Annotated in this window: 13 protein-coding genes and 1 tRNA gene; 5 read left to right on the top strand and 9 right to left on the bottom strand. The window is 68.1% G+C overall.

Annotation, left to right across the window (positions count from 1 at the left end):
- Positions 1–55: 55 nt before the first annotated feature.
- On the bottom strand, positions 56–556 hold the full coding sequence (locus ACFVJX_RS17280) for a phosphoribosyltransferase (RefSeq protein ID WP_384122967.1): 501 nt from the start codon (positions 554–556) through the stop codon (positions 56–58).
- A gap of 6 nt (positions 557–562) precedes the next feature.
- A complete protein-coding gene (gene dcd, locus ACFVJX_RS17275) occupies positions 563–1,138 on the bottom strand; it encodes a dCTP deaminase (protein WP_384122965.1) in 576 nt (191 codons plus the stop codon).
- A gap of 501 nt (positions 1,139–1,639) precedes the next feature.
- Here dcd and ACFVJX_RS17270 point away from each other — a divergent pair.
- Positions 1,640–1,713 (top strand) — tRNA-Gly (locus ACFVJX_RS17270).
- Between the two features lie 217 nt (positions 1,714–1,930).
- On the opposite strand, the gene ACFVJX_RS17265 is transcribed toward ACFVJX_RS17270, so the two are convergent.
- Both ACFVJX_RS17265 and ACFVJX_RS17260 read right to left on the bottom strand, forming a co-directional pair.
- Complete coding sequence (locus ACFVJX_RS17265) at positions 1,931–3,139, bottom strand: tyrosine-type recombinase/integrase (RefSeq protein ID WP_384122963.1); 1,209 nt, start codon at positions 3,137–3,139, stop codon at positions 1,931–1,933.
- Entirely contained in the window at positions 3,139–3,351 is a 213-nt protein-coding gene (locus tag ACFVJX_RS17260) for an excisionase family DNA-binding protein (RefSeq protein ID WP_384122961.1), read from the bottom strand. The genes ACFVJX_RS17265 and ACFVJX_RS17260 overlap by 1 nt, the downstream gene beginning before the upstream one ends.
- A gap of 2,159 nt (positions 3,352–5,510) precedes the next feature.
- On the opposite strand from ACFVJX_RS17260, the gene mobC reads away from it, so the two are divergent.
- The 4 genes from mobC (at position 5,511) to ACFVJX_RS17240 (ending at position 9,943) form a co-directional block, all read left to right on the top strand.
- Positions 5,511–5,960, top strand: coding sequence for a plasmid mobilization relaxosome protein MobC (gene mobC / locus ACFVJX_RS17255; RefSeq protein WP_384122959.1), 450 nt, complete (start codon positions 5,511–5,513; stop codon positions 5,958–5,960).
- Complete coding sequence (locus ACFVJX_RS17250) at positions 5,961–7,610, top strand: relaxase/mobilization nuclease domain-containing protein (RefSeq protein ID WP_384122957.1); 1,650 nt, start codon at positions 5,961–5,963, stop codon at positions 7,608–7,610. It begins immediately after the preceding gene.
- Positions 7,611–7,992: 382 nt separating this feature from the next.
- Positions 7,993–8,787 (top strand): hypothetical protein, encoded by a 795-nt coding sequence (locus tag ACFVJX_RS17245; RefSeq protein WP_384122955.1) that lies wholly within the window; start codon positions 7,993–7,995, stop codon positions 8,785–8,787.
- Positions 8,774–9,943: an XRE family transcriptional regulator gene (locus ACFVJX_RS17240; RefSeq protein ID WP_363068782.1), complete on the top strand. Its 1,170-nt coding sequence runs from the start codon at positions 8,774–8,776 to the stop codon at positions 9,941–9,943. The genes ACFVJX_RS17245 and ACFVJX_RS17240 overlap by 14 nt, the downstream gene beginning before the upstream one ends.
- A 166-nt stretch (positions 9,944–10,109) precedes the next feature.
- Here ACFVJX_RS17240 and ACFVJX_RS17235 read toward each other — a convergent pair whose 3' ends face one another.
- From ACFVJX_RS17235 to ACFVJX_RS17215, 5 genes are all read right to left on the bottom strand, one after another.
- The gene (locus ACFVJX_RS17235) at positions 10,110–10,547 is read right to left on the bottom strand and encodes an NUDIX domain-containing protein (protein WP_384122953.1); all 438 of its coding nucleotides are present in this window, start codon (positions 10,545–10,547) and stop codon (positions 10,110–10,112) included.
- A gap of 30 nt (positions 10,548–10,577) precedes the next feature.
- Positions 10,578–11,369 (bottom strand): SDR family NAD(P)-dependent oxidoreductase, encoded by a 792-nt coding sequence (locus tag ACFVJX_RS17230; protein WP_363068778.1) that lies wholly within the window; start codon positions 11,367–11,369, stop codon positions 10,578–10,580.
- Positions 11,350–12,414: a hypothetical protein gene (locus ACFVJX_RS17225; RefSeq protein ID WP_384122951.1), complete on the bottom strand. Its 1,065-nt coding sequence runs from the start codon at positions 12,412–12,414 to the stop codon at positions 11,350–11,352. The genes ACFVJX_RS17230 and ACFVJX_RS17225 overlap by 20 nt, the downstream gene beginning before the upstream one ends.
- A 50-nt stretch (positions 12,415–12,464) precedes the next feature.
- Positions 12,465–14,372: a nucleotidyltransferase domain-containing protein gene (locus ACFVJX_RS17220; protein WP_384122949.1), complete on the bottom strand. Its 1,908-nt coding sequence runs from the start codon at positions 14,370–14,372 to the stop codon at positions 12,465–12,467.
- A 125-nt stretch (positions 14,373–14,497) separates the two neighbouring features.
- The gene (locus ACFVJX_RS17215) at positions 14,498–14,683 is read right to left on the bottom strand and encodes a hypothetical protein (RefSeq protein ID WP_384122947.1); all 186 of its coding nucleotides are present in this window, start codon (positions 14,681–14,683) and stop codon (positions 14,498–14,500) included.
- Between the last annotated feature and the right edge of the window lie 511 nt (positions 14,684–15,194).

Genomic DNA, 15,194 nt, shown 5'->3' with positions numbered 1-15,194 from the left:
CCCCCGGGGCCCGCTGGGCCCCGGGGGTCTTCCCATGTCCGCGCGCACGCCGCGCTCAGGCGTCCAGAACCTGCCCGCTGCGCCGCACGACCGGCTTATCCACGCTCCACGGGAAGTTGATCCAACGATCGGTCTTCTTCCACACGTACTCGCACTGCACGAGCGAGTGCGACTTCTCGTAGATGACCGCGGAACGCACCTCGGCGACGTGGTCGATACAGAAGTCACGCACCAGCTTCAGCGTCTTCCCGGTATCGGCGACATCGTCGGCGATCAGGACCTTCTTCTGCGAGAAGTCGATGGCGTTGGGCACGGGCGCCAGCATGACGGGCATCTCCAACGTGGTGCCCACCCCCGTGTAGAACTCCACGTTCACCAGGTGGATGTTCTTGCAGTCCAGCGCGTAGGCCAGCCCACCGGCGACGAAGACCCCGCCACGGGCGATGCTCAGCACCACGTCCGGCTCGTACCCGTCATCGGCCACGGCCTGCGCCAACTCCCGCACGGCGTGCCCGAAGGCGTCGTACGTCAGGTTCTCCCGTGCTTCGTCACTCATCAGCCGTCACACCTGCGTCCGGTGGAAGTTCATGTACGAGCGCGACGCGGTCGGACCGCGCTGCCCCTGGTACCGGGACCCGTACCGCTCGGAGCCATACGGGAACTCCGACGGAGAGCTCAGCCGGAACATGCACAGCTGGCCGATCTTCATCCCCGGCCAGAGCTTTATGGGCAGCGTCGCCAGATTCGACAGCTCGAGGGTCACGTGCCCGGAGAACCCCGGATCGATGAACCCGGCCGTCGAATGCGTCACCAGCCCGAGCCGCCCGAGCGAACTCTTGCCCTCCAGCCGCGAGGCAAGATCGTCGGGCAGCGAGATGACCTCGTACGTCGAGGCGAGCACGAACTCACCGGGGTGCAGGATGAACGCCTCGTCCCCGTCCGGCTCGACGGTGCGCGTCAGATCGACCTGCTCGACCGCGGGGTCGATATGCGGATAGCGGTGGTTCTCGAACACCCGGAAGTAGCGGTCGAGCCGCACATCGATGCTCGACGGCTGCACCATCGACGTATCGAACGGATCAATACGTACGCGTCCGGCGTCGATCTCGGCCCGGATGTCCTTGTCTGAGAGAAGCACCCACCGAGGATACGCAGAACGCGCGGACCCGCCCACATCGGGCCGCCCGCGCGCCTGTCGCCACCTTCCCGGAAGCCCTACCGCTCCTCGAACACCACGGGCACGGCATGCCGCAACCGGGCGCAACGAGGACAGCGGATGAGCCGCCCGGGACCGATCCGCCCGGACCCGAGCTGCTGCATCGGGAACGAGGCGGTAGCGAAAACGTGCCCTTCGGCACAGCGGACGACGGTGCGCTCCAAGGAGTCCATCAAGTCCCTTCCCCATCAAGCCGTGGACGAGAAAGCCACATTAGGGGATGAACGGGACGTTACTCCACGCGGCACTCCGACGCCCCACGCTACGCCCCCAACTCCCGCCCCACCCACTCGCATCCACCCCGCACAACATGAGCCCTCCACACACCCGACCCACCGCGACCCACACCCGGGCTCACGCCTCGGGGGGTCTGCGATGGGGTACAGTGTGGAACGATGCGTCGCTGGTCAGCCAGGGCGTCACGCGGGTGTAGTTTAATGGTAGAACATGAGCTTCCCAAGCTCAGAGCGCGAGTTCGATTCTCGTCACCCGCTCCATGATGAAGGCCCTGGTCGGAGACCAGGGCCTTGTTTGTTGTCTAGACCAGTTTTAGGGCTCGTGCCATTCGCGTGCCATAACGACCCTTCCCATCTGCATCAATAGTGGATCCGTCATCCCTGAGTGCGAGCGCTCCCCTACCGGGTCCCGCATCGCGAGACCCCTTCCAAGTGCCCTGCGTCACAAGCGCAGTGCGGACTGCCTGCTCCTGCGCGATCAACGCCGTGCAGCCCGCGGGGCGGACGGTCCGGGCGGACGTGGCACCAGCGGGTGAACGGTCGCCCTGCCATTCCCCGGGGCTGCAGCCGACTGCTGGCGGCGTACGTCGAGATCGATGTTGGCGGCAAGCCTGCGCTGGTGTTCCTTGGTGGAGTGCTGGTAGATCAGTTGCGCGCGCTCGGAGGACTGGCCGGCCCGGACCATGAGGTCCTTGAGCTTGGCACCGGTGTCGGCCGCGAGCGTGTTGCCCGTGTGCCGGAGGTCGTAGAAGCGGAAGCCTTCGGGCAGCCCCACCTTGTCCCGGGCCCTGCGCCACTTGCGGCCGAACGTGGTGCCGCGCAGTACCGCTCCCCTCTCACCAACGAAGACAAGCCCGTCCACCCCCGGCTGGGCGAACCATTCCAGGTGCCGGCGGACGTCCTCGTGGAGGAATGACGGCAGCACGATCTCTCTTCGGCCCGCCCGGGACTTGGGAGCGCCGACCACGCGGTGACCTGTGTTGAGCTCCGGTGCGGCACGGCGAACCCAGAGCGTGCCGGCGTCGAGGTCCACGTCCCGCCGACGGAGCTCGGCGAGTTCCTCGGGCCGCATCGAGGCGAAGGCACCGAGCAGAACCATGAGGCGCCAGCGCAAGCCGATCACCTCTGCCGCGGCGAAGACCTGCTCGACCGCCGCCACGGGTCGCTCGTCGGCGTCCTCGCGGCCTGCCCCGCGGATACGGCAGGGGTTCTTGCGCAGCATGTCGTCCTCGACTGCGGTCTCCATCACGGCTTTGAGGAGCCGGTACGTCTTGGCAACCGTGGTGGCACCGGTGGCGGACAACCGCTCCGCACGCCAGGCTCTGACCCGAGCGGGGCTGATCATGTTGACGTTCATCTCGCCGAACGTCGGCTCCAGGTGGAGCCGGAACAGCCGGCGGTACAACTCAGCAGTGGTCGGGGCGAGGCCGCGTTCAGCGATCCAGCGCGTGGTGTAGTCGGCGAACGAGACCTCGCCGGCGGTCGGGTCGAGCCAGTCACCCCGCATCTGGTCCGCTTGGACCTGGACGAGGAACGCCTCTGCATCGCGCCTGGTCTCGAAGGTTTCCGGCGCGGGCCGCAGGGTGTCATCGGCCGTGCTGGGGTAGCGGGCCTGATATCGCCCCGAGGGCAGTTGTCGTATCGCGCCGAACGTGCGGCGCGGAGCCTTCTGGCGCGGACGGGCCATCAGGCCGCAGCCCTGAACCCGGAGCGGCGAGTACGGACCGGCTCGACCGTACGCGCCTCTACGAAAGCGTCCAGCGCGGTGTCGGAGATGCGGACGTGCTTGCCGACCTTGACGTATCGGATACGGCGCTCGGATACGAGGCGGCGGATGAATCGCTCACCGACACCGAGACGTTCGGCTGCCTCGGCCACGCCGAGAAGGCGGTCAGCCATTCGAGACCGCCTCCTCCCACGTGTCGGCGGGCCATGGGGCGGTGATCACTGCGGGTCGGGGCAAGGGTGTTCCTTCTACGAGGCGGCGGGTCAACAACCGATGCGCCCATGCGGGGGCGCGCCCACTGAGGCAGACGTACGGGCGTCGCGACCGCTTCGAGCTATCGCGCTGCCCCCGCTGGGACTATTTCGGCGTCCCGTAGTGATACCTCTGCATCGCCGGTTTGGTTAACCGGCGATGTGCGTCTATGTTGCCTCGACGCCCAGCAGGTTTCGGGAGTACCGGAGTCGGGGATCCGGCCCACATTTTTGCTGACCTGAAGCCAAAGGCGAATCGGTCACGGGCGCCGCCGGCATGAATTTCTTGGTGAACGGCCGATTCGGGTCTATCGTTTTCGGACCGCGTTCCACCGGCGTTCGCCGTCGGCTGCTCGCTTTGTGCGAAGTAACCCTGGACTTGCGCGAGGCGATGTGGCTTCCTTCTTGGTCCAGTCGCTGACATGAAGGCCGCCCGGATCAGCTTTCGGTGCGCCAGCTCCGTCCGACGGCAGCACCGCCGTCGCGCGATTCACAGCCACCGCCACCACCCCCTGCTTCGAGGAGCCGCCGAACCATGAGCCACGATGCCCGCGTCTGGGTATGGGACCACAGCCTCAGCAAAGGCACTGCCCGCATGGTCCTCACCTTGATCGCCGATCGCTGCATCGACCACACCTGCACGGCCTACGCCTCCGTCCCAGCCCTGATGCGACGTGCGAACGCGTCGCGCAGCGCCGTTCGGGACGCACTGGACAAACTGGTCGCCAGCGGCGAGATAGTCCGCCTCGACGGACGCAAAGGGCCTCGCGGGGAAACGTATTACCGCCTCCCCGAAGCCGCCCGTTTCATGACCGAGTACGTTCGAAATCCGACCCATCAAGAGGGCCAGATTCCAACCCCCGAGGTACCGGAATCCGTTACCTCCAGCAGCAATACGGACGGGCCGGAATCCGACCCCGGGGTACAGAATCCAACCCCGGGAGGTGCCGGAATCCGGTACCTCGGGGGAACGGAATCTGACCCCCAGAACAGAAGTGAACCAATAGGAACCAGTAGGTACAGCAGCAGTGCACCCATCCCCGCCTCTCAATGGCAGATCGACGCAGGCAGCGAATCCTGGCTGCGGAGCGAGGGGCACCTCACCCGCCTCGGCGAGGAGGGCGTACGAGTGGCGGACGACAAGTGGCGGGCCTTCCGGGCCAGCGGGTCTCCACGCTCGGGTGCCGCGTGGGGTGCCGACTGGCGAGCGTGGATCACTCGCGAGCGGAGCCCCGCCCCAGTAGCGCCGCACTCAGCCGCCAGCCCCAGTGGCGGGTCAGCGAGCGCCAAAATGACCCGGCCGGAGGCGCACCTGGCAGCTCTGCTGGCGGCCCTCGATGAACCGGTCCCGGCGGTGTAGCGCCCTCGCCTACCCGGCCGGTCCGCGGGGACAGTGGGGACCGGTCCCCGCATAGCTCGGTCCCCTGGGGACGGTCCCCCTGACGGGCAGTCGGGGACCGGTCCCCGACTCAGGTGGGGACCGGTCCCCACCAAGCTCCTTCTTGTCCCCTGCCTCTTCGGGGACCGGTCCCCGAAGAGGCAGGGAAACCGCAGGTCAGTGCGGACCCTGCGCCATACGGTCGGCCCCCGAGCTCACGCCTCAGAGCTCCGAGGGCGGGACAAGGCCAGCGGGGACCAGCAGCCGACGCAGTCGGTCCCCGCCGCGTGTGCAACAAGCCGTGTCCAGGTCTCTCGGACCGGCATCGCGCTTCATGCCGATGGCGGCCAAGACGCGCGGAGATCTCGGCAGCGACCAAATCGAGATCAATGACGTGGTCCCTGCAGCACTCTTCCCCGGTCGCCCTCACCCACGAAGGCCCTGACCGAGTCCCGGCCAGCGCAACCGTCCAGGGCCGAAGACCGGCCACCGTACGACGCCCCACTCCCACCTCGGAAAGAGACCCATGCACGGCGCGCAGCACGAACCCCCCAGCAGACCGAGACGGCAGACGAATCGCCCCCAGGCACCAGGCGGAGCAAGGTATGACGTTGGACCGTCCAAGGGCCGGTCCCACGCAGTGCCCGCCCCAGGGGTGACGGGGACACCTGGGAGCGAGGGCGCTCCCAGGACGAACGACGGTGTGGTGCGGGCCGCTGAAGAAGCTGCGCTCCACCGGGTCGCCAGCCGTCGTGCGCGCCAGGACGTCCAGCGCACCGAGCGGGTCGATGTCCGCTACAGCGCGGAGGAGAAGAGCGAGATCAAGGCCGAGGCACATCGGCTCGGGCTGGCCGGCGCTCACTTCGTCGGGGCCCTGGTCATGGCCCAGCTCCACGGCGACTACGCGTTGCCCGACCGGCGCACTGCGACAGACGACTTGATCGACGAGCTGGCCGCACTGCGTACGCAGGTCGCGCGGATCGGTACGAACGTCAACCAGATCGCCCACCGCCTCAACGCGGGAAGCAATCCACACCCTGGGGACAAGACGGTGCTGACGGAGGCCGCGCGGGTTCTGGTCCTGGCCCGCCAGGCAGCCACAACGATCGACATCGCCGCCGATGTGGCCGCCACACAGCACCGGGCCATCTGATTGATCGCGAACATCGTCAAGCCCGGCCACAAGACCCGCGGCGTCCTGAACTACCTCTACGGACCCGGCCGTGCCAACGAGCACACCGACCCTCACCTCATCGCCTCGTGGGACGGCTTCGCCCCCGACCCCGGCCGTGACTCGGAGGCCACCCTCGCCCAACTCACCACAGCCCTCGACCTGCGCGTAAAGCAGGCCAGGGACAAGGCGCCGAAGGAACATGTGTGGCACTGCTCGGTCCGGGCCGCACCCGAGGACCGGCCCTTGTCGGACGAGGAGTGGGCAGCCATCGCCCGCCGCGTGCTCAACGCCGCCGGCATCGCTCCGGACGGCGACCCCGACGCCTGCCGGTGGGTCGCCGTACGCCACGCCGAAGACCACATCCACATCGTCGCCACCAAGGTCCGAGGCGACCTCCGCCCAGCACGGAACTGGAACGACTTCTTGCGCGCTGACAAGGAACTCGTGGCTATCGAGAAGGAATACGGGCTCCGCCAGGTTCCGCGCGGAGACCACACCGCCGCCAAACGCCCCACCCGCGCCGAGCAGGAGAAGGCGCGCCGCACGGGCAATGCCCGCACCTCCCGCGAGCACCTGCGCACCATCGTCCGCACAGCAGTCTCGGCGGCCACGACCGCAGCGGAGCTTTTCCAGATCATCGAGGGGACCGGTGCCCTCGTCGACGTCCAGTACCTGCCGTCCGGCGATGTCCGCGGCTACAAGGTCGCCCTCAACGGCGACACCAACGCCCAAGGCGAGCCGGTGTGGTTTTCCGGCTCCACCCTCGCCCCCGATCTCTCCTATCCCAAGATCGCCGAACGCCTGACAGCCACCGAGACGAAACTGACGGAGCGGACTGGCACCACGGCCTGGCGGCGGTTCGCCGTCGCCGTCGACCAGACCCCTGACCACCTCGCCCACGACGAGGACGAGGCAGGACAGGCCCACATCATCGTCCTCGCCGAGGCCCTCGACGCACTCCCTCTGGTAGCCCCTGTCGGCCTCCGGCCACAGCTCGTCCAAGCCGCCACCGTCTTCGAGCGCGCCGCCCGATCCCGTATCCGCGCCCAGCACCAGCAGGCCCAGGCCACCCGCTGCGCGGTGAAGGCGGTCCTGCGCGAGCCCGCCCCACAGGACGGAGCCCTCCTCACGGTCGTCCTCGACGCCCTCCTGCTCGCGGTCATCGCCGCCCAGCATTGGCATCGCACCCGGGAACACCACCAGCAGGCTGAAGCCGCCCGCCAGACCATCCCGCACCTCCGCACCGCCTACCGGGCCACCGCCACCGAGCCCCTGACCACGCTTCGGCAGCGCGGGGAACGGCTGACTGAGACTCTGCGTCGCCGACAGGAAAACACACTTCGCCGGGCTCTTCCCGAGCTGGCCGAACAGATTCTCGCGGAGCCCGGCTGGCCGTCTCTCGCCGCCACCCTCGCGCGGGCTGAAGCCGTCGGCCACAAGCCCACAGCTCTCCTCACCCAAGCCACCGTCCGACGGGAAACCGACACCGCCACCAGCCTCAGCGAAGTCCTCACCTGGCGTCTCCACCGCCTCACCGACCTGACCGCCGGCACCACCAGCCGCGCCCTGGCATCCCCGTCGGCCGCCTACCGCCAGACCAATACCCGCCAGCAGCGCCGCACGCGCTGAACCTCACCCCGAGGAGCCCACTCTGGCTCGCCGCCTGTGAGAGGTCTGGGCCCGAGGAACGCAGCCATCAGCCGGCAGAGGCAAGTTCCGCCACGCCTGCGCCGTTCCCTGAGGGAACGGCGCAGGCGTTCACTCAGGGAACGCCTGCCTTGTTCCTTTAGGGAACAGGCAGCTCCCGGGCAGGGAGCACAGCCTCCAGCACCCATGCTCAATGGCCCAGCATCTCCTCCACGCGCCACGACCTCCTCGGGGCCACGCCAGTGACGAATGGGCAAAAGAAACGCCGAGCACCAAAGCAGTTGTGCAAAATCTCCGACATCAACTAAAGTCAAAGCCGCACTGGAATGCTTCGATGCGTAGTCCGACCCGAGGAGTCGTCCGCATGAGTATGCCTTCGTCACTGTGGACGACCGACGTGTTCGGCGAGCAAGCAGCAGATGCACGCTGCCGCGTCGGGCAGGGCCTTCGCAACATGCAGGCCAACGCACAGGCCGCGCAGGAACAAGCCGCCTCCCGCACCACCCGCGTCTACGGCACCAGCCGGTACGAGAACCAGTATGAGCGGCTTCAGGACGAACTGAAGCAGGTCCCCGGCGCCCGCGCGGTCAAGCCATTTGGCTTCTCGTACGAGCTGATGCTCATCGGCAAGGGGCTGATCTACCCGTTCCGGTACTCCAACACCAAGTCGGACGTACGTAGCGCACGCATCCCCAGCCGGTCCCGGCTGGTACGGGAACTCTTCACGTTCGCACCGGCGCCGAAGCACACTCAGGTTCCGTTCGACCTCGACTTCGGGCCGACCGTCCCGATCGCCGAGCCGCGCGGCGCTCTGGCGACAGTCCCGGAGGGCACCCAGCTGGTTCTGGTTCCCTTCGCCTGCAACGCCTCCGAGCTCCTTGAGGCGTACTGGGGCATCGCGGCGCTCGGGATGAACCGGCAGCTGGAGTGGGCAACCGATCCGGAGCCGCTCCACCTGCCTCAGGAGGTCACCTCGTACACGCTGCGCCCGATCAGCATTCCGGGCCAGGTCACGGCACACACCGGCTTCGCCGAAGGACTCGAACCCACCCTTACGCTGTCCTCTCGTACCGCCTCGGACCAGGCCCTGCACGTACCCGTGCAGACCGAGGCAGAACCCATTGAGGACCAGAGCAGCGAAGACGATGCGACCCACTAAGCAAGACCTCATTCCCGGTACGGAAGAACGAGGCGTCACGCCCCGCGCCGTCTACGACCTCTTCGATCCCACCCGGGTGACGCAAGCTCGCCGTCTGGCGGAGATGACGAAGAAGGACGTGGCGGCCGGGCTCGGGGTGACGCCTGCAGCCGTGGGGCAGTACGAGACAGGGGTGTCGAAGCCACGACCTGACTTGATCCCCCGGCTCGCAGAGGTCCTCGGGGTTCCCGTGACGTTCTTCCTGCTGGGGAGGCCGGCTAATCGGCTTGACGCTTCCATGGCGCATTTCCGAAGCCTGCGCAGCACACCGAAGTCCCAGCGGGAACGTGCGCTCGCGTTCGCCGAGCAGGTCTGGGAGCTCACATACGCGCTGGAACAGCGAGTCCAGTTGCCCCTCGTCGATCTGCCCGGCTTCGCCGGTGGGGAGGTCCATCCCGGCGAAGAGCTGTCCACCGACCCCGCTTCCGCTGCCCGTGAGCTCCGCAGGCGCTGGGGCCTCGGCGACGGCCCTGTCACGCATCTGGTGAGGCGGATGGAGTCCCACGGGATCGTGGTGGTTATGCCGCCTGCCAGCGATCCCTCTGCCGCGAGCGTAGACGCCTTCTCCACCCGCGCAGCACGGCCACTCGTCGTTCTGACCGCCGCCCGGGCCGACGACATCTATCGGCACCGGTTCACAGCTGCCCATGAGCTCGGCCACCTCGTGCTTCACGCCGATGCCACCGGTGACAGCCGTCAGGAGAAGCAGGCTGATGCCTTCGCCGCCGAGTTCCTGACCCCTCAGGACAGCATCCTGCCGTTCCTGCCGCGGCGAATGGATCTTGCACGCCTGGCCGAGCTCAGGGGGGTCTGGGGAGTCTCCCTCCATTCGCTCGTCTACCGATGCCGCGAGCTGGGGCTGATCTCCGACGCGACTGCCAGCCGGACGTACCAGCGTCTACGCGCTCTCGACGGCCAGCCGGGCTTCACCGCCGAATCCGTCTCGAACTTCCCTGGTGAACGGCCTTCGCTGCTTGGCCGGGCCTTCGAGCTGGCTGCCAGCGAAGCTGGCCTATCGATCTCCCGACTGGCTCATGAGCTGGCGTGGACAAGCGAGAGGGTGCAGAACCTGCTGGACGTTCAGGAACAGAAGCCGGTGCTCCGGCTGGTCCAGTAGCAGCGCCGCTCGGGCTTGAGGAGACGCGGGCGGGGCTCGGCTCCCGTTACTACGCCCAGGACGTGCGGCATCGAGGCGCGACGTTAAGCCCGGAGCGCGTACGGACGCCATCAGGGCCGACTCATCTCAGAGTCGGCCCTGATGGCGTGCTGACGTACTCAGAGGTTCAGAGCGATGCCTCGACTCCGAGGCTTCCCGCATTGATGGCTCCCCGTAGGACGTGGGTGATCTCCTCGGGCTTGAGGTCGATACCGTCGAGCCCCTCCGTGGTCAACGGAATCTCCTCTAGCGCGTACTCGCCGCGGCCTGCGGCGCTGAACTCGGGACCGGTGCGGTCGTCGAAGGACCAGGTCGCGATGCGCGCGAGGTAGAAGAGCTGCCGCTCATCGTCGGACTCCATCGTGTGGAGGAGGCGGATGATGTCGGCCTTCCCCGCAATCTCCTCGTGGATCTCCCGATGGAGGGCCGCCTCCCGGGACTCGTCGCTGGGTTCGACGCCGCCACCGGGCAGGACCCAGTATTCGGGGATGCCGGGCCTGGTGCGGCGGATGACCAGCATCGTTTCGTCGGCGGTGATCAAGACAGCGCGGACTCGTTCGATCATTTCGGCTTGTTTCCTCGCTTGTTGGTGGTCTCAGTGCAGCAGCCAGCCGCCGTCGACGTGGACGGACTGCCCCGTGATGAACGAGGCGGAGGGGCCCACGAGAAACGCCACCAAGGCCGCGACATCCTCAGGCCGGCCACGGCGCGGGACACACTGGCGCTTGATTTGGTCTTCCGGCCGCGCGCGGTGCTGGGCGGGGAGGGTGTTCTCGGCCTCGACCTGGATGGCCCCGGGCATGACGGTGTTGACGCAGATTCCGTACGGGCCCAGTTCGCGGGCGAGAGAGCGGGTAAGTCCCAGCAGCCCGGCCTTCGCGGTGCTGTACGCGACGAGGTTCGTCCGGCCGGCGCGGGCGTTGACACTGCCGATGTTCACGATCCGGCCCCAGCGGCGCTCGATCATGCCAGGGGTGAGCACGTGGCAGGTGCGGTAGTGAGCGGTGAGGTTCACGTCGAGGGAGTAGTTCCAAGCGGTCTCGTCGGTGTCATGCCAGGCAACGCGGGGGTAGGAACCGGCGTTGTTCACCAGGATGTCGACGGGTCCGATCTCGGCGCGGACGAGGCTGGCCATGGTCTGGACGCTGCCTGGATCAGTCAGGTCGGCGTTCACCGCGATCCCGGGGCTGCCCGCGCGCTCGAAGTCGGCGAGGAGGGCGTGGGCGTCGGGGTCCTGGCCGAGGTGGTTGACCGCCACGGTTGCTCCGGCGGTGGCGAGCGCCCGTCCGATCTGGGCCCCGATGCCGGTGGCCCCGCCGGTGACCAGGGCGGTGCGGCCCTGGAGCGGCCGGGTCTGGAGAGGAGTCTCAAGCAGGGGCAGGGACATTGCTGCTCCGTTCGCCGGGGTGGAGGTGCGGGGCCGGTGCGGTGGTGAAGAAGGTGTCGAGCGTCGTGTGCGGGTCCTGGCTCTCGGCGAGTTTGATCAGGACGAGCAGGAGGTCGTGCCCGGTCAGCCGGGAGGGCGGGATGACGCCGAGAACGCGCAGGGCGAGAAAGGCACGGATCTCCTCCAGGCCGCTGCCGTTCTCCATGCAAAGGCCGTCCAGGACACGGGTGATGGCCGCAGCGCGGCCGGGGCCGGTGTTCCAGGAGTATCGGACATCGATGTGCCGACTGGGCCGGTGCAGTTCCAGGTGCTCGATGCGCGGGCGGGTCAGGGGCGGCAGGGCGAGGCGGAGGGTGCGGGCGTACACGTCGGGCTGGTAGCGGGGAACGAGCCAGCCGCCCAGGGCCATCAGGTACCAGAGCAGGTTGGCGGCCTCGCCCGCGATGGTGTTGCGCCCGGCGAACTCGAAGTCGAGCCAGCACAGCGGGTCGGCGATGTTGGGCTCCGTGGGATCGCCCTGCGTGAGGACGGCGAGCCTGCGGCGATCGGGAGCCAGGGCAAGGCGGACGTTGTCGATGGTGTCGGCGACGTTCAACGTCAGCGGTATGCCGTTGGCAGTGAGGGTGAAGCCAGCCAGTTCCCGGAGGCTGAGGGTCGTATCGGTGTGGGGCAGGGCAAGTGACAGGTCGCGACGCAGATACCAGCGGTCGAGTCGGCTACCGGGGCGAATGCGTTCGAGGTAAAGGTCCGGGACGCACTCGACCAGCGGCACACTCCTCCCGGTTTCCTCAGCCGCTGCTCGCAGGTCGGCGCAGACCCCGTCCACGAGGCGGGCCAGACGGGGCTGGACGGCCGAATCGCGGTCGGCGAGGGCGATCACATCGCCCATCAACAGTTCGCACCGGCCGTTGGCGAAAACGTCCTCGTAGGCGAGGAGTTGTCTGTCCGGTAACGCGATCTGCCCGTGAAGGGCCGGAACCGCGATGCGGGAGGAGAGCTGTGCCCATCCCTTCGCCTCGACTTCGGCCCGCTCCCGGTTCGCCACTGGCTTATGGAAGACACCCGTTGCTGCTATGGGCCGTCGGACGTTCGCGCTCACCGCGTCTCCCCGGGGAGGGTGTCCAGCCAAGCCCGGAGAACGAGGAGTGCGAGCGCTTCGGCAGCGAGCGGCTCGGTGCGGGCGGTGGTGATCAGGCTCGTGTCCTGCCGCGTGGCGTCGAGGAGGACGGTGAGGGCGTCGCTGTCGGAGGGGCATTCGATCCCACTGAAACGGAGCTGGATCTTCGCGAGCAGCGCAGTGACCTTGTAGAGGGCGCGGAGGTCGGGGCTTCCCTTGAGGAACTGGCGGCGGATCTCGATGGCGGCCTGGATGCCGTCGCGCAGGCTTACAGCCACGTCGGTGGCCGTATCCGGAGCGGGCAGAGCCAGGCCAGGGGTGGACCACAAGGGGACCAGCGACCCGCTGCCGATGAGAGCGAGGACGTGAAGCAGTCGAGAGGTGATGGCGCCGGCCCGGCACTCGGCACGGGTCAGTACGGTCATGCCCAGCTTGACCCCGCCGAGCTCGGTCTCCAGATCCGCGAGGATCTGGCGCATCTCGTCGAGGGAGGAGGTGTCGGCCACGACCAGGACGTCGAGGTCGCTCCAGCCGTGCTGGTACTTGCCCCGGGCTCCGCTTCCGGTGACGGCGAGCAGGTCGATCAGCGGGCGCAGGCCGGTGGTCCGGTCAAGGAATTCCGCCAGATAGGACTCCAGGTTCACGGGGAGTCCGAGTGCGTTGACCGGCATGGTGGAGGGCTGGTGCTCCGGCCAGCGGCGGTTGAACGCGATGCGGTCCAGCCGCCGCTCCAGCTCCAGGCGCGGCCCGTCGTTGCCGATGACCTCGTGCGCGATGGAGACGATCTTGTCCGCGCCTCGTGCGCTTTTGATGAGGTCACGGTCCACGACGTCTTGGGCCCCGGCGGTGCCCCGCCGGGTGCGCGTGCCCTCGCGTGCGTCCAGGTAGGCGATGGTGAGTTGCGGACCGAGCATTCGGGCGAGTTCAGCGGTCGAGTCGAAGTCGTGCAGCGACTCGATGCTGACGGAGTCGAGGAAGTGGTGGTCCTGGCAGAAGCGGTCCAGCGAGTCCACGATCAACTCAGCCTGCACCACTGACCCCAGCCGATAGGGGTCACGGATCCCCGCCCGATCGGCCGCGTCCTCGATGAGGTAGCCGATCTTGAGGCGGGCGTGGCCGTGCTGTGTGCGCAGGTACTCGCCGGCCGCGCTCTTGCCGCCCTCCGACATGCCGCCCAGCGCGGTGACGTGCACTCCTGCCAGAGCCCTGCCGGGCACGTCCGGGTGCAGGGGCGCCAGGAGCCGGCGCACCTCGTCCTGGATGGCGACGGTCGGCCGATTGCTGATGCGGATCGCCATCGGGAAGCGTCCCTCGACGACGAGGTGGTTGATCTGCTCATGGAGGTGACGTTGGTACGCCGCGTAGATGTCGGTGACGGTCACCTCGTGAGCCAGGCTCCGGCGGGTACCTTCCTCCGGGTCGTCGCAGTGCAGGAGGACGAGGGCGTGCTCGCTCTCCTCGGCGGCTCGCAGGTCGGTCTCGTACGGGGCAAGCAGGAGTCGGGCTCGGTCTGCGGCCTGCGCGGCGTCCAGGTCGTCTCGTACAGCGACCGTCGCGGCGACGGACGCCTCCAGCATCGGGATGCCCCGGTCCAACAGGCGCACCGGCGCGGAGAAGGGGTGCCGGGAGCGTTCCAGGTAGGAGGTGGCGAGTACGTCGGCGACCTCCTCGACCGGGCCGGTCTCGAACCACCAGCGGGCCATGCCGTCGGCCTTGATGGCGGTCCAGCGGGGGTCGTAGTGGTCGAGCGGGCCTGCTGAGGTCGCGGCCGGGCCCATGCGCCGGGCGAGGATTCCGATCTGTTTGGTCTTCCCGGTGTTGTCGGGGCCGCTGAACGCGACCGACACGGGGAGGGGATACGTGTCGCTGTTGTACGGACTGGACATCGGCTTCCCTTCACTGATGATGCGGAGCGGGTACGCCTGCAGGGCTCCGCGAGCACCCTGCGGCCAGAACTCGATGGGGCTCGGACCTCGCGCCCCTGTCGAGAGGCAAGGACGGGCCGGAGCGCCTACACGGGGCCGCCGGCCAACGGAACGTCCTCGCCGTTGAGCGTCGGCTGCGCCAACGGGATCTGTGCGGAGGAATGCTCGGTGTGGGCCAGAAGTCCGACCATGGCGAGCCCTGCAGCCGTGCCTAGCGCCCACACCCAGCTCAGTGCGGTCTCCAGCGGGTTGGGTACGCGGGAACGGCTCATCGGACCGCCTCTCGGAGTGCGGAGCCTTGTGCCGCCCTGGGTCGGGGCGAGAGCGGCATCATGCGGGTCCGTGCGTTGTCAGGGGGCATCGCCACCGGCGGTTCCTCTCAACGTGTCCGGGCAGGCACCAACAGGCCCTGAGCAGGGCCTATTCGAGCCAATCGGAGATCTGCGGGGTGATGTTCAGTGAACGACGGGCCGCGCTCCCGGGACAGGGCCCAGGATGTAGTCCTGCGTAATCCCGCGTAATCCAGGTGGGGAGGGGTGACGGGGTGCCGAGGAACCCGGCCGTCGCGGAACTGATCAAGCGGGCCTGCCAAGAACGCGGCTGGGGCCCCTCAGAGTTGGCACGTGCTCTCGGCCTCGCCGAATGCGGTGACCCGCGCCGCCTGCAGCGTCAGCACGCCAGGCGGTGGATAGAAGGCGAACGAACCCCCGGCCACTGGTGGCCCTACCTCGCACAGGTCCTGGCACTGGATCCCGAGGCGATCAACCTCCCGGAGCCCACGCC

This window comes from Streptomyces sp. NPDC127177 (assembly GCF_042672475.1).
Lineage (GTDB): Bacteria > Actinomycetota > Actinomycetes > Streptomycetales > Streptomycetaceae > Streptomyces.
The sequence above is the reverse complement of the archived record's forward strand: the minus strand, read 5'-3'. Positions and strand labels throughout refer to the sequence as shown.